The organism is Eisenbergiella tayi (genome assembly GCF_001881565.1).
Lineage (GTDB): Bacteria > Bacillota > Clostridia > Lachnospirales > Lachnospiraceae > Eisenbergiella > Eisenbergiella tayi.
On the sequence record NZ_MPDJ01000001.1, the window covers coordinates 391,798 to 410,361 of the forward strand.

Annotated in this window: 17 protein-coding genes; 4 read left to right on the forward strand and 13 right to left on the reverse strand. The window is 46.9% G+C overall.

Going from position 1 to position 18,564, the window contains the following annotated elements; translation table 11 throughout:
* Window positions 1-20: 20 nt before the first annotated feature.
* Window positions 21-1,097 (forward strand): sensor histidine kinase, encoded by a 1,077-nt coding sequence (locus BLA28_RS01630; RefSeq protein WP_069155774.1) that lies wholly within the window; start codon window positions 21-23, stop codon window positions 1,095-1,097.
* Between the two features lie 181 nt (window positions 1,098-1,278).
* On the opposite strand, the gene BLA28_RS01635 is transcribed toward BLA28_RS01630, so the two are convergent.
* The 10 genes from BLA28_RS01635 to BLA28_RS01680 all read right to left on the reverse strand — a co-directional run bounded on the left by BLA28_RS01635 (window position 1,279) and on the right by BLA28_RS01680 (window position 12,150).
* The gene (locus tag BLA28_RS01635) at window positions 1,279-1,569 is read right to left on the reverse strand and encodes a hypothetical protein (protein ID WP_069155775.1); all 291 of its coding nucleotides are present in this window, start codon (window positions 1,567-1,569) and stop codon (window positions 1,279-1,281) included.
* The gene (locus BLA28_RS01640; protein ID WP_069155776.1) at window positions 1,570-2,268 is read right to left on the reverse strand and encodes an ABC transporter permease; all 699 of its coding nucleotides are present in this window, start codon (window positions 2,266-2,268) and stop codon (window positions 1,570-1,572) included.
* The gene (locus BLA28_RS01645) at window positions 2,262-2,996 is read right to left on the reverse strand and encodes an ABC transporter ATP-binding protein (protein WP_071698867.1); all 735 of its coding nucleotides are present in this window, start codon (window positions 2,994-2,996) and stop codon (window positions 2,262-2,264) included. The genes BLA28_RS01640 and BLA28_RS01645 overlap by 7 nt, the downstream gene beginning before the upstream one ends.
* Before the next feature lie 112 nt (window positions 2,997-3,108).
* Window positions 3,109-3,738, reverse strand: coding sequence for a TetR/AcrR family transcriptional regulator (locus BLA28_RS01650; RefSeq protein ID WP_069156566.1), 630 nt, complete (start codon window positions 3,736-3,738; stop codon window positions 3,109-3,111).
* A gap of 146 nt (window positions 3,739-3,884) precedes the next feature.
* Window positions 3,885-4,787 (reverse strand): hypothetical protein, encoded by a 903-nt coding sequence (locus BLA28_RS01655; RefSeq protein WP_069155778.1) that lies wholly within the window; start codon window positions 4,785-4,787, stop codon window positions 3,885-3,887.
* Window positions 4,788-4,851: 64 nt separating this feature from the next.
* A complete protein-coding gene (locus BLA28_RS01660) occupies window positions 4,852-6,279 on the reverse strand; it encodes a sensor histidine kinase (protein ID WP_069155779.1) in 1,428 nt (475 codons plus the stop codon).
* Window positions 6,276-6,935, reverse strand: a complete 660-nt coding sequence (locus BLA28_RS01665; RefSeq protein ID WP_009254525.1) for a response regulator transcription factor — start codon at window positions 6,933-6,935, stop codon at window positions 6,276-6,278. The genes BLA28_RS01660 and BLA28_RS01665 overlap by 4 nt, the downstream gene beginning before the upstream one ends.
* A 209-nt stretch (window positions 6,936-7,144) precedes the next feature.
* Entirely contained in the window at window positions 7,145-8,680 is a 1,536-nt protein-coding gene (locus tag BLA28_RS01670) for a response regulator (RefSeq protein ID WP_069155780.1), read from the reverse strand.
* Entirely contained in the window at window positions 8,655-10,613 is a 1,959-nt protein-coding gene (locus tag BLA28_RS01675; protein WP_141702853.1) for a cache domain-containing sensor histidine kinase, read from the reverse strand. Before BLA28_RS01675 ends, BLA28_RS01670 begins: the two co-directional genes overlap by 26 nt.
* 136 nt (window positions 10,614-10,749) lie before the next feature.
* Window positions 10,750-12,150 (reverse strand): extracellular solute-binding protein, encoded by a 1,401-nt coding sequence (locus BLA28_RS01680; RefSeq protein WP_069152050.1) that lies wholly within the window; start codon window positions 12,148-12,150, stop codon window positions 10,750-10,752.
* Between the two features lie 272 nt (window positions 12,151-12,422).
* On the opposite strand from BLA28_RS01680, the gene BLA28_RS01685 reads away from it, so the two are divergent.
* The gene (locus tag BLA28_RS01685) at window positions 12,423-13,322 is read left to right on the forward strand and encodes a carbohydrate ABC transporter permease (RefSeq protein WP_069155782.1); all 900 of its coding nucleotides are present in this window, start codon (window positions 12,423-12,425) and stop codon (window positions 13,320-13,322) included.
* 12 nt (window positions 13,323-13,334) lie between these two features.
* Entirely contained in the window at window positions 13,335-14,690 is a 1,356-nt protein-coding gene (locus BLA28_RS01690; protein ID WP_069155783.1) for a carbohydrate ABC transporter permease, read from the forward strand.
* Between the two features lie 94 nt (window positions 14,691-14,784).
* On the opposite strand, the gene BLA28_RS01695 is transcribed toward BLA28_RS01690, so the two are convergent.
* From BLA28_RS01695 to BLA28_RS01705, 3 genes are all read right to left on the reverse strand, one after another.
* Window positions 14,785-15,513 carry a hypothetical protein gene (locus BLA28_RS01695; RefSeq protein ID WP_069429158.1) on the reverse strand — a complete coding sequence of 243 codons (729 nt, stop codon included), beginning with the start codon at window positions 15,511-15,513 and terminating at the stop codon, window positions 14,785-14,787.
* A 195-nt stretch (window positions 15,514-15,708) separates the two neighbouring features.
* The gene (locus BLA28_RS01700; protein WP_069152046.1) at window positions 15,709-16,242 is read right to left on the reverse strand and encodes a hypothetical protein; all 534 of its coding nucleotides are present in this window, start codon (window positions 16,240-16,242) and stop codon (window positions 15,709-15,711) included.
* Between the two features lie 353 nt (window positions 16,243-16,595).
* Window positions 16,596-17,438: a tyrosine-type recombinase/integrase gene (locus BLA28_RS01705; protein WP_069152045.1), complete on the reverse strand. Its 843-nt coding sequence runs from the start codon at window positions 17,436-17,438 to the stop codon at window positions 16,596-16,598.
* 255 nt (window positions 17,439-17,693) lie between these two features.
* On the opposite strand from BLA28_RS01705, the gene BLA28_RS01710 reads away from it, so the two are divergent.
* Window positions 17,694-18,530 carry a polysaccharide deacetylase family protein gene (locus BLA28_RS01710; RefSeq protein WP_069155785.1) on the forward strand — a complete coding sequence of 279 codons (837 nt, stop codon included), beginning with the start codon at window positions 17,694-17,696 and terminating at the stop codon, window positions 18,528-18,530.
* Window positions 18,531-18,564 lie beyond the last annotated feature (34 nt).

Sequence of the window (18,564 nt, forward strand, 5' to 3'; positions counted from 1 at the left end):
TAGGCCAGGAGGGTACTGGAATGGAACATTCTTCCGTAATTCTGATCGTTGATGACAATCCTGAATTTATCCATATGACCGGTACGCTGCTTACAAGGAACGGCTACGAGGTACGTGTGGCAGACAGCGGACGGCAGGCGCTCAGCCTGCTGGACAGGGAAATCCCCGATCTGATCCTGTTGGATATCCGCATGCCGGAAATGGACGGGCTGGCCGTATGCCGGCAGATAAGAGAAAATTCCCGATGTGAGGACACAGCCATCCTTTTCATCACCGGCGAACAGGATCGCGCCAGCCTGGAAGAGGGCTTCCGTCTGGGCGCACAGGACTATATCCTCAAGCCCTGTCAGCCTTCGGAGCTTCTCGCCAGAATCCGTACCCATCTTCAGATCATCAATCAGACACGTGAATTAAAAGCGGCCTACCGGGAAATGGATCAATTCTGTCACAGCGTTTCCCATGATTTGAAATCCCCGATTCAGGTCATGCACCAGCTTCTGGAGCTTCTCTCTGTCATACTGAAGGAATCCGCCAATCCCCTTCCTGAAGATGCCGATGAAGTGATGGAAAGGCTCTTTCACAAATGCAGCCAGGCCGAAGCCATGATAATGAGGCTTCTGGATTTCTCCCGCATGACACAGCTGCCCTGCCGCCCGGTTCCTGTGGATCCGGAAAAAATAATCAGGAACGCCTATAACGATCTCGTACTCCTGGAAGAGGGCAGAATCATTCATCTCACCATAGAAAAACTGCCTTCCGTCTGCGGGGATCCGGTCCTTTTATCTCAGCTGTTTACCAACATACTGAGCAATTCCTTGAAATTTACCCGAAACAAGCCGGAAGCCGAGATCCGTGTGACCTCACAGGTTAAAAAAGGACAGACAGCCATAACCATTACGGATAACGGAGCAGGCTTCGACATGGCCTATGCGGACAGACTTTTTTCCGTCTTTGAAAGACTTCATTCTTCCTCCGAATTTGAGGGGACCGGAGTCGGCCTTACCATCGTGAAACGGATTATGCTCAGGCACGGAGGCGATGTTTCCATTCAGAGTGTACCGGATGAAGGGACCTCCCTTACTCTTTATTTTCCGTAAAAGCCCCGGATCTGTCAGGAACAAAAAAGACATTCGGCGGAGTCTTCATTCTCCGTTGAATGTCTTTTGCCTTATTATACATGCTTGATCGGATTAATGCAACCCGCTTATAATCAGGAAAAGCATGAGGCAGCCATATACAGCTGATACCGGCAGGGACTTATCCGCCAGCCTTCCTAAATTACTTTATCCGTTTATGATGACTGCGATTTGACAGGAAGGAAATAACACCGACCGCTATTGTTCCCAAGGCCCACAGCGTTTTTCCCCAAAAAAGCCAAACGCCTCCGCCAAGTATCAGGCCGATGCTTACCAGGCCACCAGCCGCCGTCCCTTTTTTATCGATTCCGGTTGATGGTCTGCGTATTTTTTCCGTTTTAGCCAGAGCAGCGTGTGTTGATCTCCTTAGTTTCTCTGTTGTCTTTTCGGATAATTCCAAAGCGGAACGAGTATATTCTGATAATGGCTTCATTTAATCTGCCTCCATTCGTTTTATTTTATCAGCCAGCATAACAAGTATGATAATAACAGCAAAAATCGATATTCCTGCAGCAAGCGATGCCATAAACGGGCTGTTGCCTGTAATAATAGTAATATTGCCGTAAATTCCGAATAAAACAAAAGCTGCTATCAGGGCTGCGGTAACCGATTTTTTGATGAACCCGATTCCCATAGCGAATATTCCAATCGTATTCGCAAACAGTACGGCAGCTAATATCGATCCGAACGTTGATAATAACAGGCCCGCTGTTATGGTATCCTCTATTGTGGGAGCAAATGATTCCGTGATTAAAAATATCGCGGCAGGTATTACCGTACCCAGCAGCATCAAACCAAAAATAAGGGAAAAAACCATGATAATCTTTGCCATAAATATTTTTTTACGGTCAGAAGGATAGGAAAACAGCAGGGATAAACGCTTTCCCGAATATTCCTTTATGACCACATTGTTATACATGACTGCTGCCAGTATACTGAAGAGCAAAAGGCTTATTACACAGGTAAACTGCAGAATATTTCTGTAATTCATAAATTCCGTTTCCCCGGTAACCCGTGCCGCATTTGCTGTAAAGTAAGCAAAGAGCAGCAGAATGCCTCCCAATATAAGAGCGGTAAAAAAATAAACCCGTAAATTGATACGTTGTGCTTCCAACCTCATAAGTTTTAACATGCTGAATCTCCTCCTGTCATAAGTGTAAAGAAATAATCCTCTAAGCTGCCTTGTTTTCTTTCTTTTAGTTCCTTTAAATCCGCCTCATCCACAATTTTTCCTCCTGATAACACACCAACCGTATCTGCAATATGCTCTGTCTCGCTGAGAATATGACTGGAAAACAGAATCGTTGTCTTTTTTTCTCTGACAAGGTTTACAAACAGTTCACGCATTTGCTTAATCCCCATAGGATCGAGCCCATTAATCGGTTCATCTAAAACAAGCAGCTCCGGTTCATGTACAATAGCCCTCGCAATTCCTAACCGCTGCCGCATGCCCAGGGAAAATGCGGAAACAGCTTTTTTACCTATACCGGTCAGCCCAACCATCTGCAGGGCTTTCTCAGCACCCATGCCAGCCGTACCCATATAAGAAAGATGAAGCTCTAAATTTTTATGTGCGGAAAGATGTTCATAAAAGACAGGAGCTTCAATCAGGCTTCCTATTCTGGCGAGCATTTTATCACGTTCCTTCAGCATATCCGAACCCAGAATCTCAATGCTCCCATAATCCGGACATAAAAGCCCTGTCAACAGCTTAAATAACGTCGTTTTTCCGGCACCGTTCATTCCGAGCAATCCATAGATCGTCCCCCGGGACAGCGTCATGCTGCAGTCTCTGAGCACTTCCTTCTCTCCGAAGCACTTTGTCAGATTGTTTACCTGTATTACCTTTTGCGTATTCAATTTCTTTCTCCTTATAAAACCGACTGTCGGTTTTTATGATGTTAAAAAAATAGGCTGTTATCTGTAACAGCTATTTTTTTGCTGACTGGCAGCTGTTTATAGTGTTTAAAAATCAGTCATATGCTTTCAGCATGGCCGCGATTAAATTATCATCCATAACATCCAGTCCAAGCTGACACATGACAAACCGCAGATAATGCAGCCGGCTCTCCGTTTCTGCATAATTACGTGCGAACAAAATGGGATTGGCCCAGTAATTTAGAAGCATTAAAAAAACCTCCGCACAAAATGCCGGCTGCGTTGTCTGTAAAGAGCCGTCCCTGATGCCTTCCTCAATTATTTCACAAATAATCGGCGCATCCTGATTGATACAGCTTTGCAGGCCGTTTACCACAAAATAGGGGTCTATCCGGGCAGTTATTGCCTTATCAAGCGAATGGGTTTCCATATCACTTGCCAGCTGATAAAGTATTCTTTTCAATTTCTCTTTTGCGTTTGTTTCTTCGGTATTCCGGATGATATTATGAAACCTGCCGTTCACATACTGAACGCGTTTTTGCATGACAGCCTCTAATATTTCCTCTTTTGATTTAAAATGATGATAAAGCCCTCCCTTTGAAAGCCCTGTCGCATCGAGGATATCCTGAATACTTGTCTGTTCATAACCTTTTTTCGCAAAGAGCTCCGCAGATATATCTACTATTTTTTCCAGGGTCTGCTCCGGATGTCTGTTTCTTCCCATATTCTTCTCCCATACAAACCGATGGTCGGTTTCCATTATTCTATCAGTCTGTTTATCATTTGTCAAGAATATGTTTACTTTACTTCATCCTTTGCATTACAGTTCAGCCTTCTGCCGTTGTCCGTGCCTGCTTTGCTTCACCGTGCTCATCCCTTTCCAGCTCCTGCATCTAGGGGGGCAATCCATCTCATGGCCCGTCCCCTGCTCTGGCGGTCAAAGCAATCCACCTTTCCCGAAGCCACATCAACAGTCACCACAATAGCCCCGTCCTTACCGTCTTTATAGATGACTGCGATAGATGTATCGTTGGTAAAGGCCGCTCCCAGAAGTTCGATATCCTTTTCCGCAAAAAGCTTTTTGGAGATCAGGAACTGCCTGGTAACCTTCTTCGCTTCTTCCACGGTAGGCGGCCTCTGTGCATCCTCCCACACCGTATTCATCCCCGACAGATAGATATCCTTTATCTCCCCGTTTTCCAGAAAAGATACCATATATTCCGGCGTCACATATTCACCCGTAAAAACTCCCGTCTTCTCCCTGTTTTCCGGAGAAGCAAAAAATAAGGTGGTATTCGCTTTATAGAGGTCGCCTTCATAAACCTCTTCCGGTGAAAAACGGCTGGTGATTTCAAAGTCTTTTGTATCCAGCGTCACATCAAAGTAGTAATTTAAGGCTTCTGCTGCCTTCTGCACCATTTCCGGTGAAGGAGTCTTCTGCTGCCTGTCCGCCGGATCTCTGCTGACAACCGTGCTGTTTTCTGCCGTCACCTGTATACCGTCCGTGTCCATTGCCCTTACGTCTGTTTCCCTTACATCTGTTTCCCCTCCGGCAGTATCGGTCCGCTGCTGTTTTTCCGTTTCTTCATTTGCCTCCGTACCAGGATGGAGTTCTTCTTCCTCTCCTGCCTCATCAAGAGAGCTTTCTGTAATCTCTGGGGGCACAGCCGCGGCAGCAGCCTCCCCGCTGCCGGAAGCCCCTCCTGCGCAGCCTGACAGCACCAGCGCCAGCAGCACAGCCGGGAGCAGTAACCATTGTTTTCTTCGTTTCATCCGTATAATCCTCCTAATCATTTCCGCAGTTTCTTATTTACCTGCTTTTTGTCAGATTTATAGTCTACATCGCTTTTGTAACCTCTTTGTAACAGGGAAAACGGACTGTCACCAAAGTCCCTTTTCCCACCCGGGAAGCAAGCTTTATTTCCGCCTCATGGATCCCGGCAATATCCGCACACAGGGAAAGCCCCAGCCCGACGCCGTTATTTTTCCGGTTTCTCACCTTATCCACCTGATAAAAGCTTTCGAATATCCGGGACTGTTCCTCCTCCGGTATCCCCCTGCCCTCATCCTCTACCTCTGCGGTCACAAAGCCGCCCTCCTCTCTGAGCCTTATCCAGATCCTGCCGCCGGTGTCAGAAGCCTTTCCCGCATTATCCAGCAGATTTCCGAACATGGCCAGCAGCAGTTCCTTTTTCCCGAAAATCATAACCGGTTTCTCAGGCAATTCGGTTTCCAGCCGCAGCCCCGCTTTCGCCGCTGCCGGTTCATAGGCCATGACCGACTGCCGGAGCAGCTCTCCCGCATCACAGGGCTCCATATCAAAGGTATGCCGTCTCACAAAAATCAGATCCATCATCACCTCGGACAGTCTTTCAATCCGTTTTCCCTCCCGGAAAATACACTCTCCCAGCTCCTGCACGTACTCCTCGTCCCCGCTAGTGGAACGCAGCAGATCCGCATAGCCCACCACCGCCGTCAGGGGCGTCCGCAGTTCGTGGGTGAAATTATCCGTAAAACGCTGCTGCTCCTGGTTTTTTCTTTTGAGCTCCTCCACCGTGCTTTCAATGGCATCCGCCATTTTGTTATAGCTGTCCGCCAGTTCTCCCGCTTCATCCTTTGCTTTGATCTGTATTCTCTCCCGGTAATTCCCTTCCCCGATTTTCCTCACGGAAGCGGTGAGCAGGCGAAGGGTCTTCGTCAGCCGGCCGGTGAGAAGAAACAGGCCCGCGGCAAGCAGCAGCAGGGTCACGGCGGCAAGCCGGAGGAAAAAGGCATACTGCTGCGCCCGATCCGCATAGATACCGCTGATATCCACGAAAAAGAGATTTCTGATCTGTGTATCCTTCAGCGGAAAAAAGCTGCTTAAAATCAAATATTCCTTCCCGTCAATTTCCTGCCTGCTGTATTCGGCCATCCTGCCGATATAATTAGCCTTCACCGTCACCTGCTGTTTAAAATCCAGAGTGCTGTACAGCACCCTGTCCTCCGCCAGGATCTCCAGCGCGGTTCCCTGGGTATTCACCCTGCTGTCCAGATATTCCATGACCGCATTCAGATACCTGGCATCCCCTCCGTTTTTTTCCCCTTCAGCCCACACATACTGTTCGATTCCCGAGGAAATACTCTCCTGTTCATCCCTGGCCTGCTGCAGGATACGGTTAAAGGAGAGCTTGCAGTTATTTTCAATGGTCAGTATATTCGCTCCTGTAAACACTGCCATGAAGAGTAAAAGAGTGGAAATGACTATTTTTTGTCTCAGCTTCATTCTTTATCCGCCTCCAGTCTGTATCCTATTTTTCTTACCGAAACGATGACGCCTTCCAGATCCAGCTTTTTCTTCAGGCGCTGGATATGCACGTCCACCGTCCTGCTTTCCGGATCATATTCCCCGCCCCAGACCTCTTCATAGATCCGGTCGCGGAACAAGGCTATATTCCTGTTGCGGAGAAAGAGCTGCAGAAGCTCCAGTTCCTTCATGGTGAGTTCTATTTCCGTTCCGTCCCTTTTTACCGTCCGGGATTCCATATCAATATCCAGGCCCGCTAATTTTATCTTGTCCTGCCCTTTGTGATACCGTCTCAGCACGCTTTCCACCCTGGCCGTAAGCTCCGCCAGCTCAAAGGGCTTCGTTATATAATCATCTGCCCCCGCCCTCAGGCCCTTTACCTTATCCTCCAGGCTGGATTTTGCCGTGATGAATATAACAGGGATTTCAAATTCCCTGATGTATTCCAGCAGCTCATATCCGTCGATTTCCGGAAGCATAATATCCAGAAGAATCAGATCATAACGCTTCTCCTCCAGTAAATCCGCAGCCGCCTTTCCATCATAGACGCATTCACAGGAATATCCCGCTTTTTCCAGCCCTATACGGATGAGCCTGGCAATCATTTCCTCGTCCTCCACAATCAATATCTTCACTGCCGGCAGCCTCCTTTCCTTTCTGTTATGAACCGTAGTATACGCCCCGTTTGTAACAGATTTGAAACATAATACTACCATATTTTCCGTTTTTCTGCTCAGCCTGCGCCCATCCAATTTCCGGAAAATTCTCCGGCATTCCTGCCGTGAATATCCCGGCAGGACAAAAGCGGCTGATCCTACTCACATTCCGGTAGGATCGGCCGCCTTTACTCCGCCTTCTTTAATATCTTTTCCCTGTATTCACTGGGCGTCATCCCCATATATTGCTTAAATACCTTGTTAAAATACCTGGCATTATCATAACCCACCATAATGCTGATATCCGCAATCCGGTTTTCCGGGTTTTCCAGAAGCTTTTTCACCTGCTCCATCCGGATCTCCGTCATATATTCCACAAAGTTTTTCCCCGTCTTCTCCTTAAAGAGCCTGCTTAAATAATTAGGGTGTAAATAAAACTGCTCGGCAAGCATATTCAGGGTAATATTTTTACTGTAATTCTGTCTGATAAACAGCTGGATTTCGCGGATTACCCCCTTCCCCAGCTGCTTTTCGTCCGTTCTTTCAAGCCCTGTTGCAAGAAACCTCACATAATCTGTCATACAGCCGATTGTCGCCTTATATTCATTACAGAAAAGTATTTTTTCCAGCGCCTTATTCAGCTGTCCGTGAAGATCAAGCCCTTTCAAATCCATCCCTTCCAAAAGGCTGTTCATCTCGATCAGGCATCGGATGCATGTGGTCTGGAACTGCATGATGACCGGCCGCTGCAGGCAGATATTCTCAAGAGCCTGTTCCATCTGTTCCGCCACTCCGGCTCTCTCCTCCGGGTTCATAAGCCTTCCCGTCAGATCCTTTACGATATCCGGAACCTCCGGTGCGCTCTGTGAGAAGAGAGTCTCAATATTTTTATACCAGACAATTCCATGCATTTCTCTCGCCATATGATAGCGCAGTGCGTACTCGGCTTCCCGGTAGCCTTCCCTTAAATCCCGGATCCCCCGCTTGTATTTACTGAGCCCGCAGGCCCATTCCTGTTCCACCCGGCAGGTCTGTTCCAGCATAACCACAAAATTTTCCGCTTCCGCCTCCTCACTGCAGGGCACAATCGCAAACACTCCGTATACATCCTGATCTAAAATATAGGAACCGGGAACCACTGCCTTGATATTTCTTCGAAGCTCCTCTTTTTTTTCAGCAAGCTCCTCGTCCGATATCTCATTATCCAGTAATCTGGCGGAAAAACCGTACCATTGCTCCAGCTCCGGCAGCTGGTATTTTTCCTGCTCCACCTCGGCAACCCCTTTTACCACCGATATAAGCAGCCCTTCGATCCGGTTGTCGCGGATCTCCTGTTCCCTGTCTTCTTTCTCAAATTCCTCCTTCAACCTTTCCAGAAGAGCTTCCACTTCCTTTAAATTAACAGGCTTGGTGAGGTAATCTACCGCGCCGTACCGGATCGCCTCCCTTGCATAGGAAAATTCACTGAAACCGCTCAGTATCACCGTCTTCACCCCGGGCCGGGATTTCCTCAGAATCTGCAGCATATCCAGCCCCGTTTTCCCGGGCATACGGATATCCAGAAAAATAACGTCGGCCTCCGCATGTTCCAGCTGCAGGAGCGCTTCATCCACACTGTTGGCAATTCCCGCAACCACAAACCCATGCTCCTGCCATTTGACAAACTGGGCCAGGCCCCTGCATACAATCTCCTCATCATCAACGATCCATACTTTGTATGCCATCCTGTTCCCCTCCCCTGTTCTTTTCCATATTTTCCGAGCAGTTCCTCACCGGCAGTGAAATTATTATTTCGGTTCCTTCCCCGATTCTGCTGGTTATCCGTATTCCGTAGCCTTCCCCATAGAAAAGCCGTATCCTCTGGTTTACATTCACAAGCCCTATATTTTCTTCTGCAAAAGCATTCCTCTCCATGGTGAGAGACAGCTTTTCCAGCTCCTCCCCGGACATTCCTTTTCCATTATCCTTAATTCTGATAAAAAGCTTTTCTTCCTCCCGATATGCGCGGATCGTGATCCGGTACCCCCTGCTGGCGTCACCGAAGGCATGTACCACCGCATTTTCCATGATCGGCTGCAGCATGAACTGGGGAACGTATAGCTGTTCCTCCTCCGGTTCCACATGGATTTCCAGCTGTATTTTTTCCCTGTGCCGGAAATTAATAACCTCCAGATACGTTTTCGCATGCTCTATCCCTTCCTTCAGGGTAATCGTATTTCCCCCGGTACGCATGCCCATACGGTAAAGCTGGCTGAACTTTTCAATCATCTGCGTGACAGGGCTTTCCCCGTTCGCTTCATACATGGCCTCCCAGCGGATAATATCCAGCGTATTATACAGGAAATGGGGATTGATCTGCATCAGCAGGGCATCCAGCCTTGCATTGGTCCAGCTGATGGAAACCTCCTGTCTTCTGATTTCCGACAGGTAAACCTGTTCGATGAGCTGATCGGTCTTATCCGCCATCTCATTAAAACGATCTCCTAAAATGGTGATCTCATCCTTTCCGGAGTTGGGAAATCTCTCATTCCATTTTCCGTCCCCGGTCATCTGCATAACCTTAATCAGCTGGCCTATCGGCTCCGAAATACTGCTGGTAACATAATAGGAAATTACGGTACAGGCGATCACCACCGCCAGCAGCACCAGAATACACAGGTTCCTGATTTGATAGGTACCCGCATACAGCACCGCCAAATCCACGACATGGGCTACAAAGACATCGGTATTGGGTATTTTTTCATACGCCAGAAGCAGCTCCTGCCCGTCACTGTTCATCTGCGATATTCCCTTGCCGTTCCCCTTCATTTCCTGAAACAGCAGTCCGTCCCTGGGAAAAGCGGGTGCCGATATGCTGGGATTAAACCACATCAGAATCCCGTCCTCCCCTATCAGGAACGTATTTCCGTCATTATATTCCTCATACCCTTCCATTGCCCCGGAAAATGCGTTCAAATCAATGTTGAGAAGAAGGACGCCGAGGAATTCCCTGTCGGCGGGCGCATACACCGCGATGCCCAGGGTTACGATATTGGCAAGGCCATAGACATTCTGTTCGTTTTTATAAAAAACCGACGTCTGCTCCGCCGTATCAAACCAGACGGGATACCCTCTTTTTTCCTGGGGAAGCGTATAAAATTCCGTCTCATAAAACGCATCCGGATCCCGTATGATCCCTCCCCGGCGGTATCCCCCCGGCTCCACCATATAATACTGATCTTCAGGCGTGACAAACTGGACATTTACGATATATTTCCGTCCATAACCCATATTGTAAAGCGCATTTTCGATACAGTAACGGTTCTGTTCATATTCACCGCTCTCCGTGTCGGCTTTTGATCCCGCATTTTCCAGCAGCGCACGCACCACCTGGCTGTTATCATAAAACCGGAGGGCTTCCTCTTCGTACTCCTGCATGGTGTCTTCTATTTTCATGGCGGCATTCTGAACCAGCAGGGATATATACTTGTCTATATTTTTACTGATTTCATCCGAATACTTGTAAAAGCTGAAAAAAGTGAGAAATATAGCTGCTGATATAATCAGCAGCATAAATGACAAATTAAGCCTGCGGAAGATACTCACCTTCCGCAGGATCGTCCTGATATGCCTGTTGGCCCTTCTTCCTGCTTCCTTCACCTTCTTCAGTACATTCATACGTCTGGATCCCTCCGTAAAACATATGTCCTGTTGGAATTATACCATAAGCAGCTGTAAATGCCAAAAAGTGCAAGAATAAATTCTCACACTTTCCGGCTGCAAGGTTTTATTTCCCTTTTCCCGTTAAAAAGGTTTATCTCTTGTTGGCTTCATTGAATGCATCCAGAGCTTCTGTTTCACAAAGCTTCTGGGCATCGGCGAACTCTTTTTCCGGATCCGCGTTGGGATCAACCAGAATCTTCTGTACCGCCCTGTCTACATAGGAACCGAAATCGGCCTTTCCGTAAAATTCAAGACGTCCCACTACCTTAGCCGCTTCCAGGACTTCCTTATATTCCTCCGGGAATTCATAAAAATCAGTTACACTCATATCATCACGAGGAATAATCATCGGATTGGGAGCCCCTTTGGTAGCCAGATTTTCAAAATAAGCGGTCAGATAGGCTTTACTGGTATAGTAGCTGATAAATTCCCAGGCCGCATCCTTCTTCGCCTGATCCGATTTCGCATTAATTACATAACAGGTACCTGCGATAGCCGTTGTCTGATCCCCCGAAGGACCTGCCGGAGGAAGGCAAAGGCCGATATCATCAGGATCGATCCCGTTTGAAATAGCCTCTGATACCCAGTCGCCTGCAAAAGGCATCATTCCCACCTTTCCAAGGCCGAAATTCGCTACAAGATCCCCGAACTTCAAGGTAAGATCACTCTGCAGAACCCCTTCACTGCGAAGTCTCTGATAATATTTCGCCGCCTCAATCACAGCGGGATCGGTAAATGTGAGCTCCGCGGTTCCGTCAGCATTCTCTTTTGTCAGATCGCCGCCGGCCTGCCATACATAATACTGGAAAAACCATTCGGTCCATTCCGCCGCCAGTGTGGCATATCCGGTAATCTGGTTGGAAGGGTCATTGACCTTTTTGGCCGCTTCGATGGCTTCGTCCCAGGTTTTGGGAGGTTCCGTCACTCCTGCCGCCTCAAAAAGAGCCTTATTGTATCCAAAAAGCATGGGGGAAACGGTTGCCGGCAGACCGTAAACGCTGCCGTCCTTTGTAAACATATCCACATATTCCTTCGTGAAATTTCCCCATTCATCCCAGGTATCCGTATAGGCATTGAGCGGTTCCAGAATGCCGGCCGCCATATAGGAATTCATCATGGTAAAGGAACAGTTTGCCAGATCAGGCGCATTTCCCGCAGCCACACCCTGATAAAATTCGTTGCCCGGGTCGCCTTCCTTTACCACCTTATTTAAGGTAATCCATGGATGCTCTTCCAGGAACTGATTCTCTATCTCTTCAGAAAAATCGTCCGTATTACGGCTTGTTACCCATAAGGTCAACTCCACAGGCTCCTTTTCCATCTCCGCCGCCTCCGTTTCCGGCGCCGCGGCTTCCGTTTCGGCCTTCTGCTGCTCAGCAGCCTGCTCCGATGGCTCCGCCGCCGTATTTTCCGCAGGCTTGCTTCCGCAGCCCGCCATCAAACCGGCTGTCATACACAGTGATAAAGCAATAGCCAGTGCTTTCTTTTTCATCCTGTTTCCTCCTTTTTCTCTTCCCCGAAATAATGGGAACGCGCTTTTGATAGAACTATCATAACAAATATCACTGCTTCTGAAAACGATGCAATATTAACCAAAATCGCTGAAAATGTCACTTATCTTAAGCTTTTTGCGAATGAATGGAAACAGCTTAAGAAAGGTGACATTGAGGTTTATTTTATTGATTTTGCGCCGGACAGAATCTTTATATAATAAGGTTAATTCGTCAGACGTAAAAAAATAATTCATTTTGGGAGGAAATCTCTATGAAAGGCAAAAAAAATACCGGCGGCCCCTTCAGCTATACGTTCCGTAAAAAGGCCGCGCCCTGGTGCATCCTGGCATTGCCCATGGCATTTACCGCATGGCTTAAATACTATCCGATCCTCAGTGCTTTTTTTATTTCCTTATTCAAATATGATCCCATCAACCCGCCCGGGAAATTTGCGGGGCTTTCGAATTATATAGGAATGTTTAAGATGCAGTATTATTGGGATGCCTGGAAAAACACCTTTATCTTTCTGCTGCTGCAGCTGGCCATGTGTTTTTTCATTCCCCTGATCCAGGCGCTTTTCTTAAACGAGCTGATCCGGCTCCAGAAATGCCTTACCACCCTTTACATCCTTCCGGCCCTCATTCCCACCTCCGTAAACGTCATTATATGGAAGTGGATCTGGCATCCGGACTACGGCGTTGCCAATCAAATCATCAAATTTTTCGGAGGGCAGCCCCAGGCCTGGCTGAGTGATCCCGGCCTGGTCAAATTCTGTATTATCTTCCCCGGCGTTCTGGGAGGCGGTCTTACCGTTCTTCTGTATCTGTCCGCCATACAGGGAGTTTCCTCCGATATTATGGAATCCGCGGCCCTGGACGGCTGCACGGGCTTCAGTAAAATATTTCGGATCATCCTGCCCAACATTTCCTTTATGATTTTTATCCAGCTGATCATGTGCGTAATCACCACCATGCAGCTGCTGGACGCTCCCTATATGTACGCATCCGGAGGCCCCAGCGGGGCATCCACCACACAGGGGATTTTCATCTATAACGCCTTTAACCAGGATCTCAACTATGGCCGCGGGTCCGCCGCATCCATCGTCCTGCTTTTCGTTATTGCAGGCCTGACCATGCTGCAGATGCATTTTGAAAAATCAGAAAAAGAATAGGAGCGGATATCCATGAAAAATAAAAACAAGACTATCCATGTAAAACCGGGTCCGTCGGAACGAAGGCTGAAAATCTGTGCGGTGGTCATTTCGCTGCTGTTTGCCGCACTCATGCTCTATCCGCTTATTTTTGCCATTTCCAGTTCCATGAAGGACAATGCCAAAATCTATGAAATACCGCCGCAGCTTCTGCCGGACAGCGCCAACAGCCTTTCTGTCGTCATAGATTACTCCGGAATGGAATTCTCTGACGAAGCGCAGATGAAGGACGCCATGCTGCAGGACAATATTCTGGCAATGCTCGGCATCAACTACAAAATGGCCGACCAGTCCATCATGGAAATCAAGGTGTACGGGACAAAAGACGGCAAAACGATTTTTTATTCCAGGGCGCACCAGATGAAGCTTCAAATGGAACGGGATTACGGGATTTATTCCAGCACCACCATTAAAAAAGATGTGCTGCTACATGGGGACCGTTATGTAAGGGCCAGCGATTCCATCGGCTATGAATTCGATCCTGACGGGATCGCCCGGACACCTGCCGAAGGCCTGTCGGATGCCTTTGAGCAGCAGGTATCCCTGCTCCTTTCGGATAATTATCCCCTGAACGGCACGCTTGCCGCTGCCGGCAGCCGTACCAGGAATATTCTGAATCTGGAAAGCTTCAAATACTATCTCCAGATGCCCGCATATATTTATCCCCAGAACGAAACCATCGTCCGGTTCGGTTTTATGACCTTCGTTGCCAACAGTATTATCGTCATCGGCTTCGCCATGATCTCCCAGGTGATTCTCTGCTCCGTCTGCGCCTTCGTGATCAGCCGCCTGCTGACGAAAAAAGCGGGAAACTTCGTCCTCCTCTTTTTTATGGGAGGGATGATGGTCCCCTTTGCCAGCATCATGCTGCCGCAGCTCATCATGTACCGTCAGATAGGGGCCTACAACAACTATGCCGCCCTGCTGCTGCCCTTCCTCTATCCCTTTGGCTTTTATGTCTATCTGTACAAGGGATTTTTCGACCAGATTCCCGGCAGCTATTTCGAAGCGGCCTCCCTGGACGGCGCCAGTAATTTCTACCTGTACACGAAAATCTGCATGCCCCTTTCCAAAGCCATCATTTCCCTGATCGCCCTGCAGACCTTCATCGGGAACTGGAACGATTTCTTCTGGGCCTGGCTGGTAACGGAGGATCAAAGGCTCTGGACGCTGAATGTAGCCCTGTACAATATCTCCAACAACAGAGGAACCAAGCAGAATGCGCTGATGGGGCTTGCCATCGTCACCATCACACCGGTAATCCTGCTGTCAATTCTCTTCTCCAAACAGCTGAAACAGAGTGTCATGGCTTCCGGCGTAAAAGGATAATATTAACCGGCTGCCATACGCTTCAGGCCGGCCATTGTTCCAAATAAAACAGGCCCCGGTAAACGGGACCTGTTTTATTATGGGCATTTTTATCTTAATATAACGGAACTGCGGAAGCAACCACCTCCGGAGGTACTGTCAGCGTATCGTACATGCCAAAGTCAGAGATAACCATTTCGATCGTTCCAGTCTGAACCAGCCCTGAGCTGTCCGCCTCTGCCGGCATTTCCAATCGTAAGCCGACAGGAAGCATGGTAACGGCATCAAAGGTGAAAACTGTGGGATACTTATTTCCGGCCAGGATTTCCGTAAACTGAAATACTTCCCCGTCCGTATAAACCTGCGCAGCGGACTGCCCGACTCCGGGCTTGGTCATTCCTGTCAGCTGAGGCAGGCGGAAATTATCAACGGTCTTGCCGTTATCAGGGAAAAGCATAACCACCCATGCCCGTCCGTTTTTCTGCATATAAACCTTTGTGTTCCCCCCTTCACGCACGATATACTGATCCGTGTATTCTGTTTTGGTTCTGCCGGCGACAGTCATGGAATCACTTGTTGTCTGATGCACCACATTGGGACCCACAATAATCTGCTTCGTAGTAAGTCCCGTACCGCTCAGTTTGGGATTCACGCTATTTGTAATATCCGATATCACCATGTGGTCAAAACGGAAGGATGTAACCCCTGCCATGGCCCCATTCGATATCTGTACCATCTGATCCGAGGTGACCGGAGCCTCGGTCATTGGCGCGGCCGACGCGGGCAGCGGATACATGGCAAACAGCACCACACTGAGCAATACTCCCCAAATTTTTCTGTTCATAACATAAAGCCCCCTTTTCATTATTCCCTTATAAAACATCTTTTGATGTCTTTACAGAATAATGATACTAAAAAAAATATCATAATACAATATATTTTTTTACGACAGGGAAAGGACACAAATACATCTCCGAATGGACATTGACACTGTTTCTTTAACGATTCTTACTGACTGTACGGGAATCGCGGCGCTGTTTTATAATTCCTCCGGTTCCGATGTTTCCCTTTGCCAGTCCTCCATTAATTCATATAATAGCTGCATCAGTTCTATCCCGCTGCGGAAAAAGACCTTTACTTTTGCATTAATGCTGAGTTCCCCCTGTATGCTGCTGTTTTTTCTGGAAATGACCTGAACACAGGCAATCTTTTTCTTAGGGCCAGCATCCTTTATTTCTTCATCCTCAAACAGGCTGACCATTTTACGATCGTCATATGCCTTAAAAATATCGGACTGCCTCTTAAAGGTTTTCCCTTTCAGGTTATGGTAATCCACGGTAACCTGAGGATAATCTGTGGTATCCATAATATCCTCCATGAGAAGCAGCAGATGATCCAGACCTTCAAAATAAAACGGCCTGTTATCATAATATACCGATTTTACATATCCACTCACCTTCCTGTTGTTATAGGAAAGAAAACATATCACCATTTTACAGGCCATCGGATAATATTGATAGATGCTCTCGGCTGTCTCTCGTATAAGCTTCTCCCTCGTTTTTTCATCATACATACTTTTTTCTCCTTCGTTAAAAACCGACCTGTTTTCCAAAAAGCAAAACACTTTTACTACAGAATTATAGTTATGTTGTAAAATCTTTTGAGTTATCTCCATTTTGATAACTCTTTAATTTTGCGCCGTTTTTTAAGGGCAAGCCCAAAAGCCTGTTAACCCAAATTCTTAACAGGCTTATTTTTTGATGTCTTTTTTCTGTTGCTGCTTACCGTACACACACGGAATTTTCATTTACTTAATTATATTTTGTTGAAAAAAATCGAACAATCAGATATAATAATCGATATCTGAATGATATGTAAACAGTCGTATTATTTTTTTAACAACATAACTATAATTCTGTTGTATTTTTATATTATCAGCCGGAGTCTTGTCAATGTCTCTTCATGTTCCTTGTAACTGACAGCGATATAACAACGGGTGGTTTCCACAGATGAATGACCAAGAATATCTGCGAGATGGGCGATGTCCTTTTCTATTGCATAATAGCATTTGGCAAATAAGTGCCTGAAATTATGAGGGAATACCTTTTCCGGATTTACTGCCGCTTCCCCGCAGAGCCGTTTTAATTCCCTCCAGATATTACTTCTGTTAAGCGGTTTTCCGTTCCTGCTCTGAAAAAGGCTGCCGTTTTTTATACCGCATTGCGATGCGTAAGCCAGCAGCTTTTCTTTTAAACATTTCGGTATCAGAATGATACGGTTTTTTCCTTTCATGCTGATTTCTGCTTTTCCTTTTTTTACGGCTTCAAGCGTTATATAGGGAAGCTCACTTATCCGGATTCCCGTGCCTCCCAAAGTCAGCATAACAAAATAAAGCCTGTTCTTTTTTCTTCTTTTGGCCGTATCAAGCAAAACTCTGTATTCTTTTTCTGTCAGCTCCCGCGCCTCATCCGCAAAAGCCCTTCTCTGTACTTTTAAAAACTTCACCTTCCACTCGGGTTTGTTGCAAAATTCCAGAAATGAATGGATAGCAGCAAGCTTTACATTAACCGTCTGGGCCTGAAAATTTTTCTTTAAAGCCTCACGGTAATCAAGAATAGATGCCTTGTTTCTTTCATGTCCTTCAAGATAGTCAAGCAGAAGATTCACTTCTCTCATATATTTAATTACCGTAGCCTCTGATTTTTCGTTTTCTATCAGTTCTTCTTTATATCTCTGCAATAAGTCGCTTTTCTCAGATTTTGAATTCATATAGTACCTCCTCTTATTTTCAGATACAGCTTATTATACGGCGTATTATTTTACCCTATAATGGAAAATAATGGAAAGTACGTTTAAAATGGGCATTTAGGCGGTGAAAATACTATATTTTACATAATTTTTACATTACATCATGCCTGTACAACCTGAAACCCAAAGAAAATTATAACTTGTCTGCGGATAACAGTCCGCATAACCCCGTTATCCCGGCATATATTGTAACAATAGATTTACCGGGTGCAGCATATGTTAAAAGATTTTATCCACCTCATACAATGCAAGATAAAAAGGCTCCGGGAAGCGGAGGATTTTAAGACCAATCTGCGCAACCAGGTTATCAAATCCGCCCTTTTTCTTCTGGGCGTAGTGGCCTTTGTCAAGTGTGTTACCACCTTTGTGCCCCAGGCGGTTTCCGTCTCTAGCACAATCAACGGAAAAGAGCTTCCCATATACTGTGTGGAAACGGATGATAAAAAGGTGGCCCTTTCCTTCGATGCCGCCTGGGGAAATGAGGATACGCAGAAAATACTGGAGATACTGGCCAAACATAACGTACATGCGACCTTTTTCATGACAGGGGGATGGGTTGACAGCTATCCCGAAGATGTGAAGGCCATACTCGCCGGCGGCCATGATTTGGGCAACCACAGCGAGAACCATAAAAACATGAGCCAGATTTCCAATGATGACAAAGAGCAGGAACTGATGAAGGTACATGAAAAAGTGAAGAATCTTACCGGTTATGAAATGTTCCTCTTCCGCCCTCCGTACGGTGATTATGATAATGATGTCATAAAGACCGCTACGAAATGCGGCTATTACCCGATCCAATGGGATGTGGATTCCCTGGACTGGAAGGATTACGGTGTTGATTCCATCGTAAACACGGTATGCAGCAACAAGCATCTGGGAAACGGTTCCATCATCCTGTGCCATAACGGAGCAAAATTTACAGCGGATGCCCTGGATACCCTGATTACCAACCTGAAAGGGCAGGGATATGAAATTGTTCCCATCTCTGAACTGATTTACCGTGACGGTTACCATATGGATGCGGAAGGACGGCAGGTCAAGGATAAATAGATACCGCTGAAACAGATTCTCATTTTTCCATCCT

Excerpts from the sequence above, each read along its gene's own strand:
- BLA28_RS01630 (WP_069155774.1), top strand. The coding sequence starts at position 21 with ATGGAACATTCTTCCGTAATTCTGATCGTTGATGACAATCCTGAATTT.
- BLA28_RS01635 (WP_069155775.1), bottom strand. The coding sequence starts at position 1,569 with ATGAAGCCATTATCAGAATATACTCGTTCCGCTTTGGAATTATCCGAA.
- BLA28_RS01640 (WP_069155776.1), bottom strand. The coding sequence starts at position 2,268 with ATGTTAAAACTTATGAGGTTGGAAGCACAACGTATCAATTTACGGGTT.
- BLA28_RS01650 (WP_069156566.1), bottom strand. The coding sequence starts at position 3,738 with ATGGGAAGAAACAGACATCCGGAGCAGACCCTGGAAAAAATAGTAGAT.
- BLA28_RS01655 (WP_069155778.1), bottom strand. The coding sequence starts at position 4,787 with ATGAAACGAAGAAAACAATGGTTACTGCTCCCGGCTGTGCTGCTGGCG.
- BLA28_RS01660 (WP_069155779.1), bottom strand. The coding sequence starts at position 6,279 with ATGAAGCTGAGACAAAAAATAGTCATTTCCACTCTTTTACTCTTCATG.
- BLA28_RS01670 (WP_069155780.1), bottom strand. The coding sequence starts at position 8,680 with ATGGCATACAAAGTATGGATCGTTGATGATGAGGAGATTGTATGCAGG.
- BLA28_RS01675 (WP_141702853.1), bottom strand. The coding sequence starts at position 10,613 with ATGAATGTACTGAAGAAGGTGAAGGAAGCAGGAAGAAGGGCCAACAGG.
- BLA28_RS01680 (WP_069152050.1), bottom strand. The coding sequence starts at position 12,150 with ATGAAAAAGAAAGCACTGGCTATTGCTTTATCACTGTGTATGACAGCC.
- BLA28_RS01685 (WP_069155782.1), top strand. The coding sequence starts at position 12,423 with ATGAAAGGCAAAAAAAATACCGGCGGCCCCTTCAGCTATACGTTCCGT.
- BLA28_RS01690 (WP_069155783.1), top strand. The coding sequence starts at position 13,335 with ATGAAAAATAAAAACAAGACTATCCATGTAAAACCGGGTCCGTCGGAA.
- BLA28_RS01695 (WP_069429158.1), bottom strand. The coding sequence starts at position 15,513 with ATGAACAGAAAAATTTGGGGAGTATTGCTCAGTGTGGTGCTGTTTGCC.
- BLA28_RS01700 (WP_069152046.1), bottom strand. The coding sequence starts at position 16,242 with ATGTATGATGAAAAAACGAGGGAGAAGCTTATACGAGAGACAGCCGAG.
- BLA28_RS01705 (WP_069152045.1), bottom strand. The coding sequence starts at position 17,438 with ATGAATTCAAAATCTGAGAAAAGCGACTTATTGCAGAGATATAAAGAA.
- BLA28_RS01710 (WP_069155785.1), top strand. The coding sequence starts at position 17,694 with ATGTTAAAAGATTTTATCCACCTCATACAATGCAAGATAAAAAGGCTC.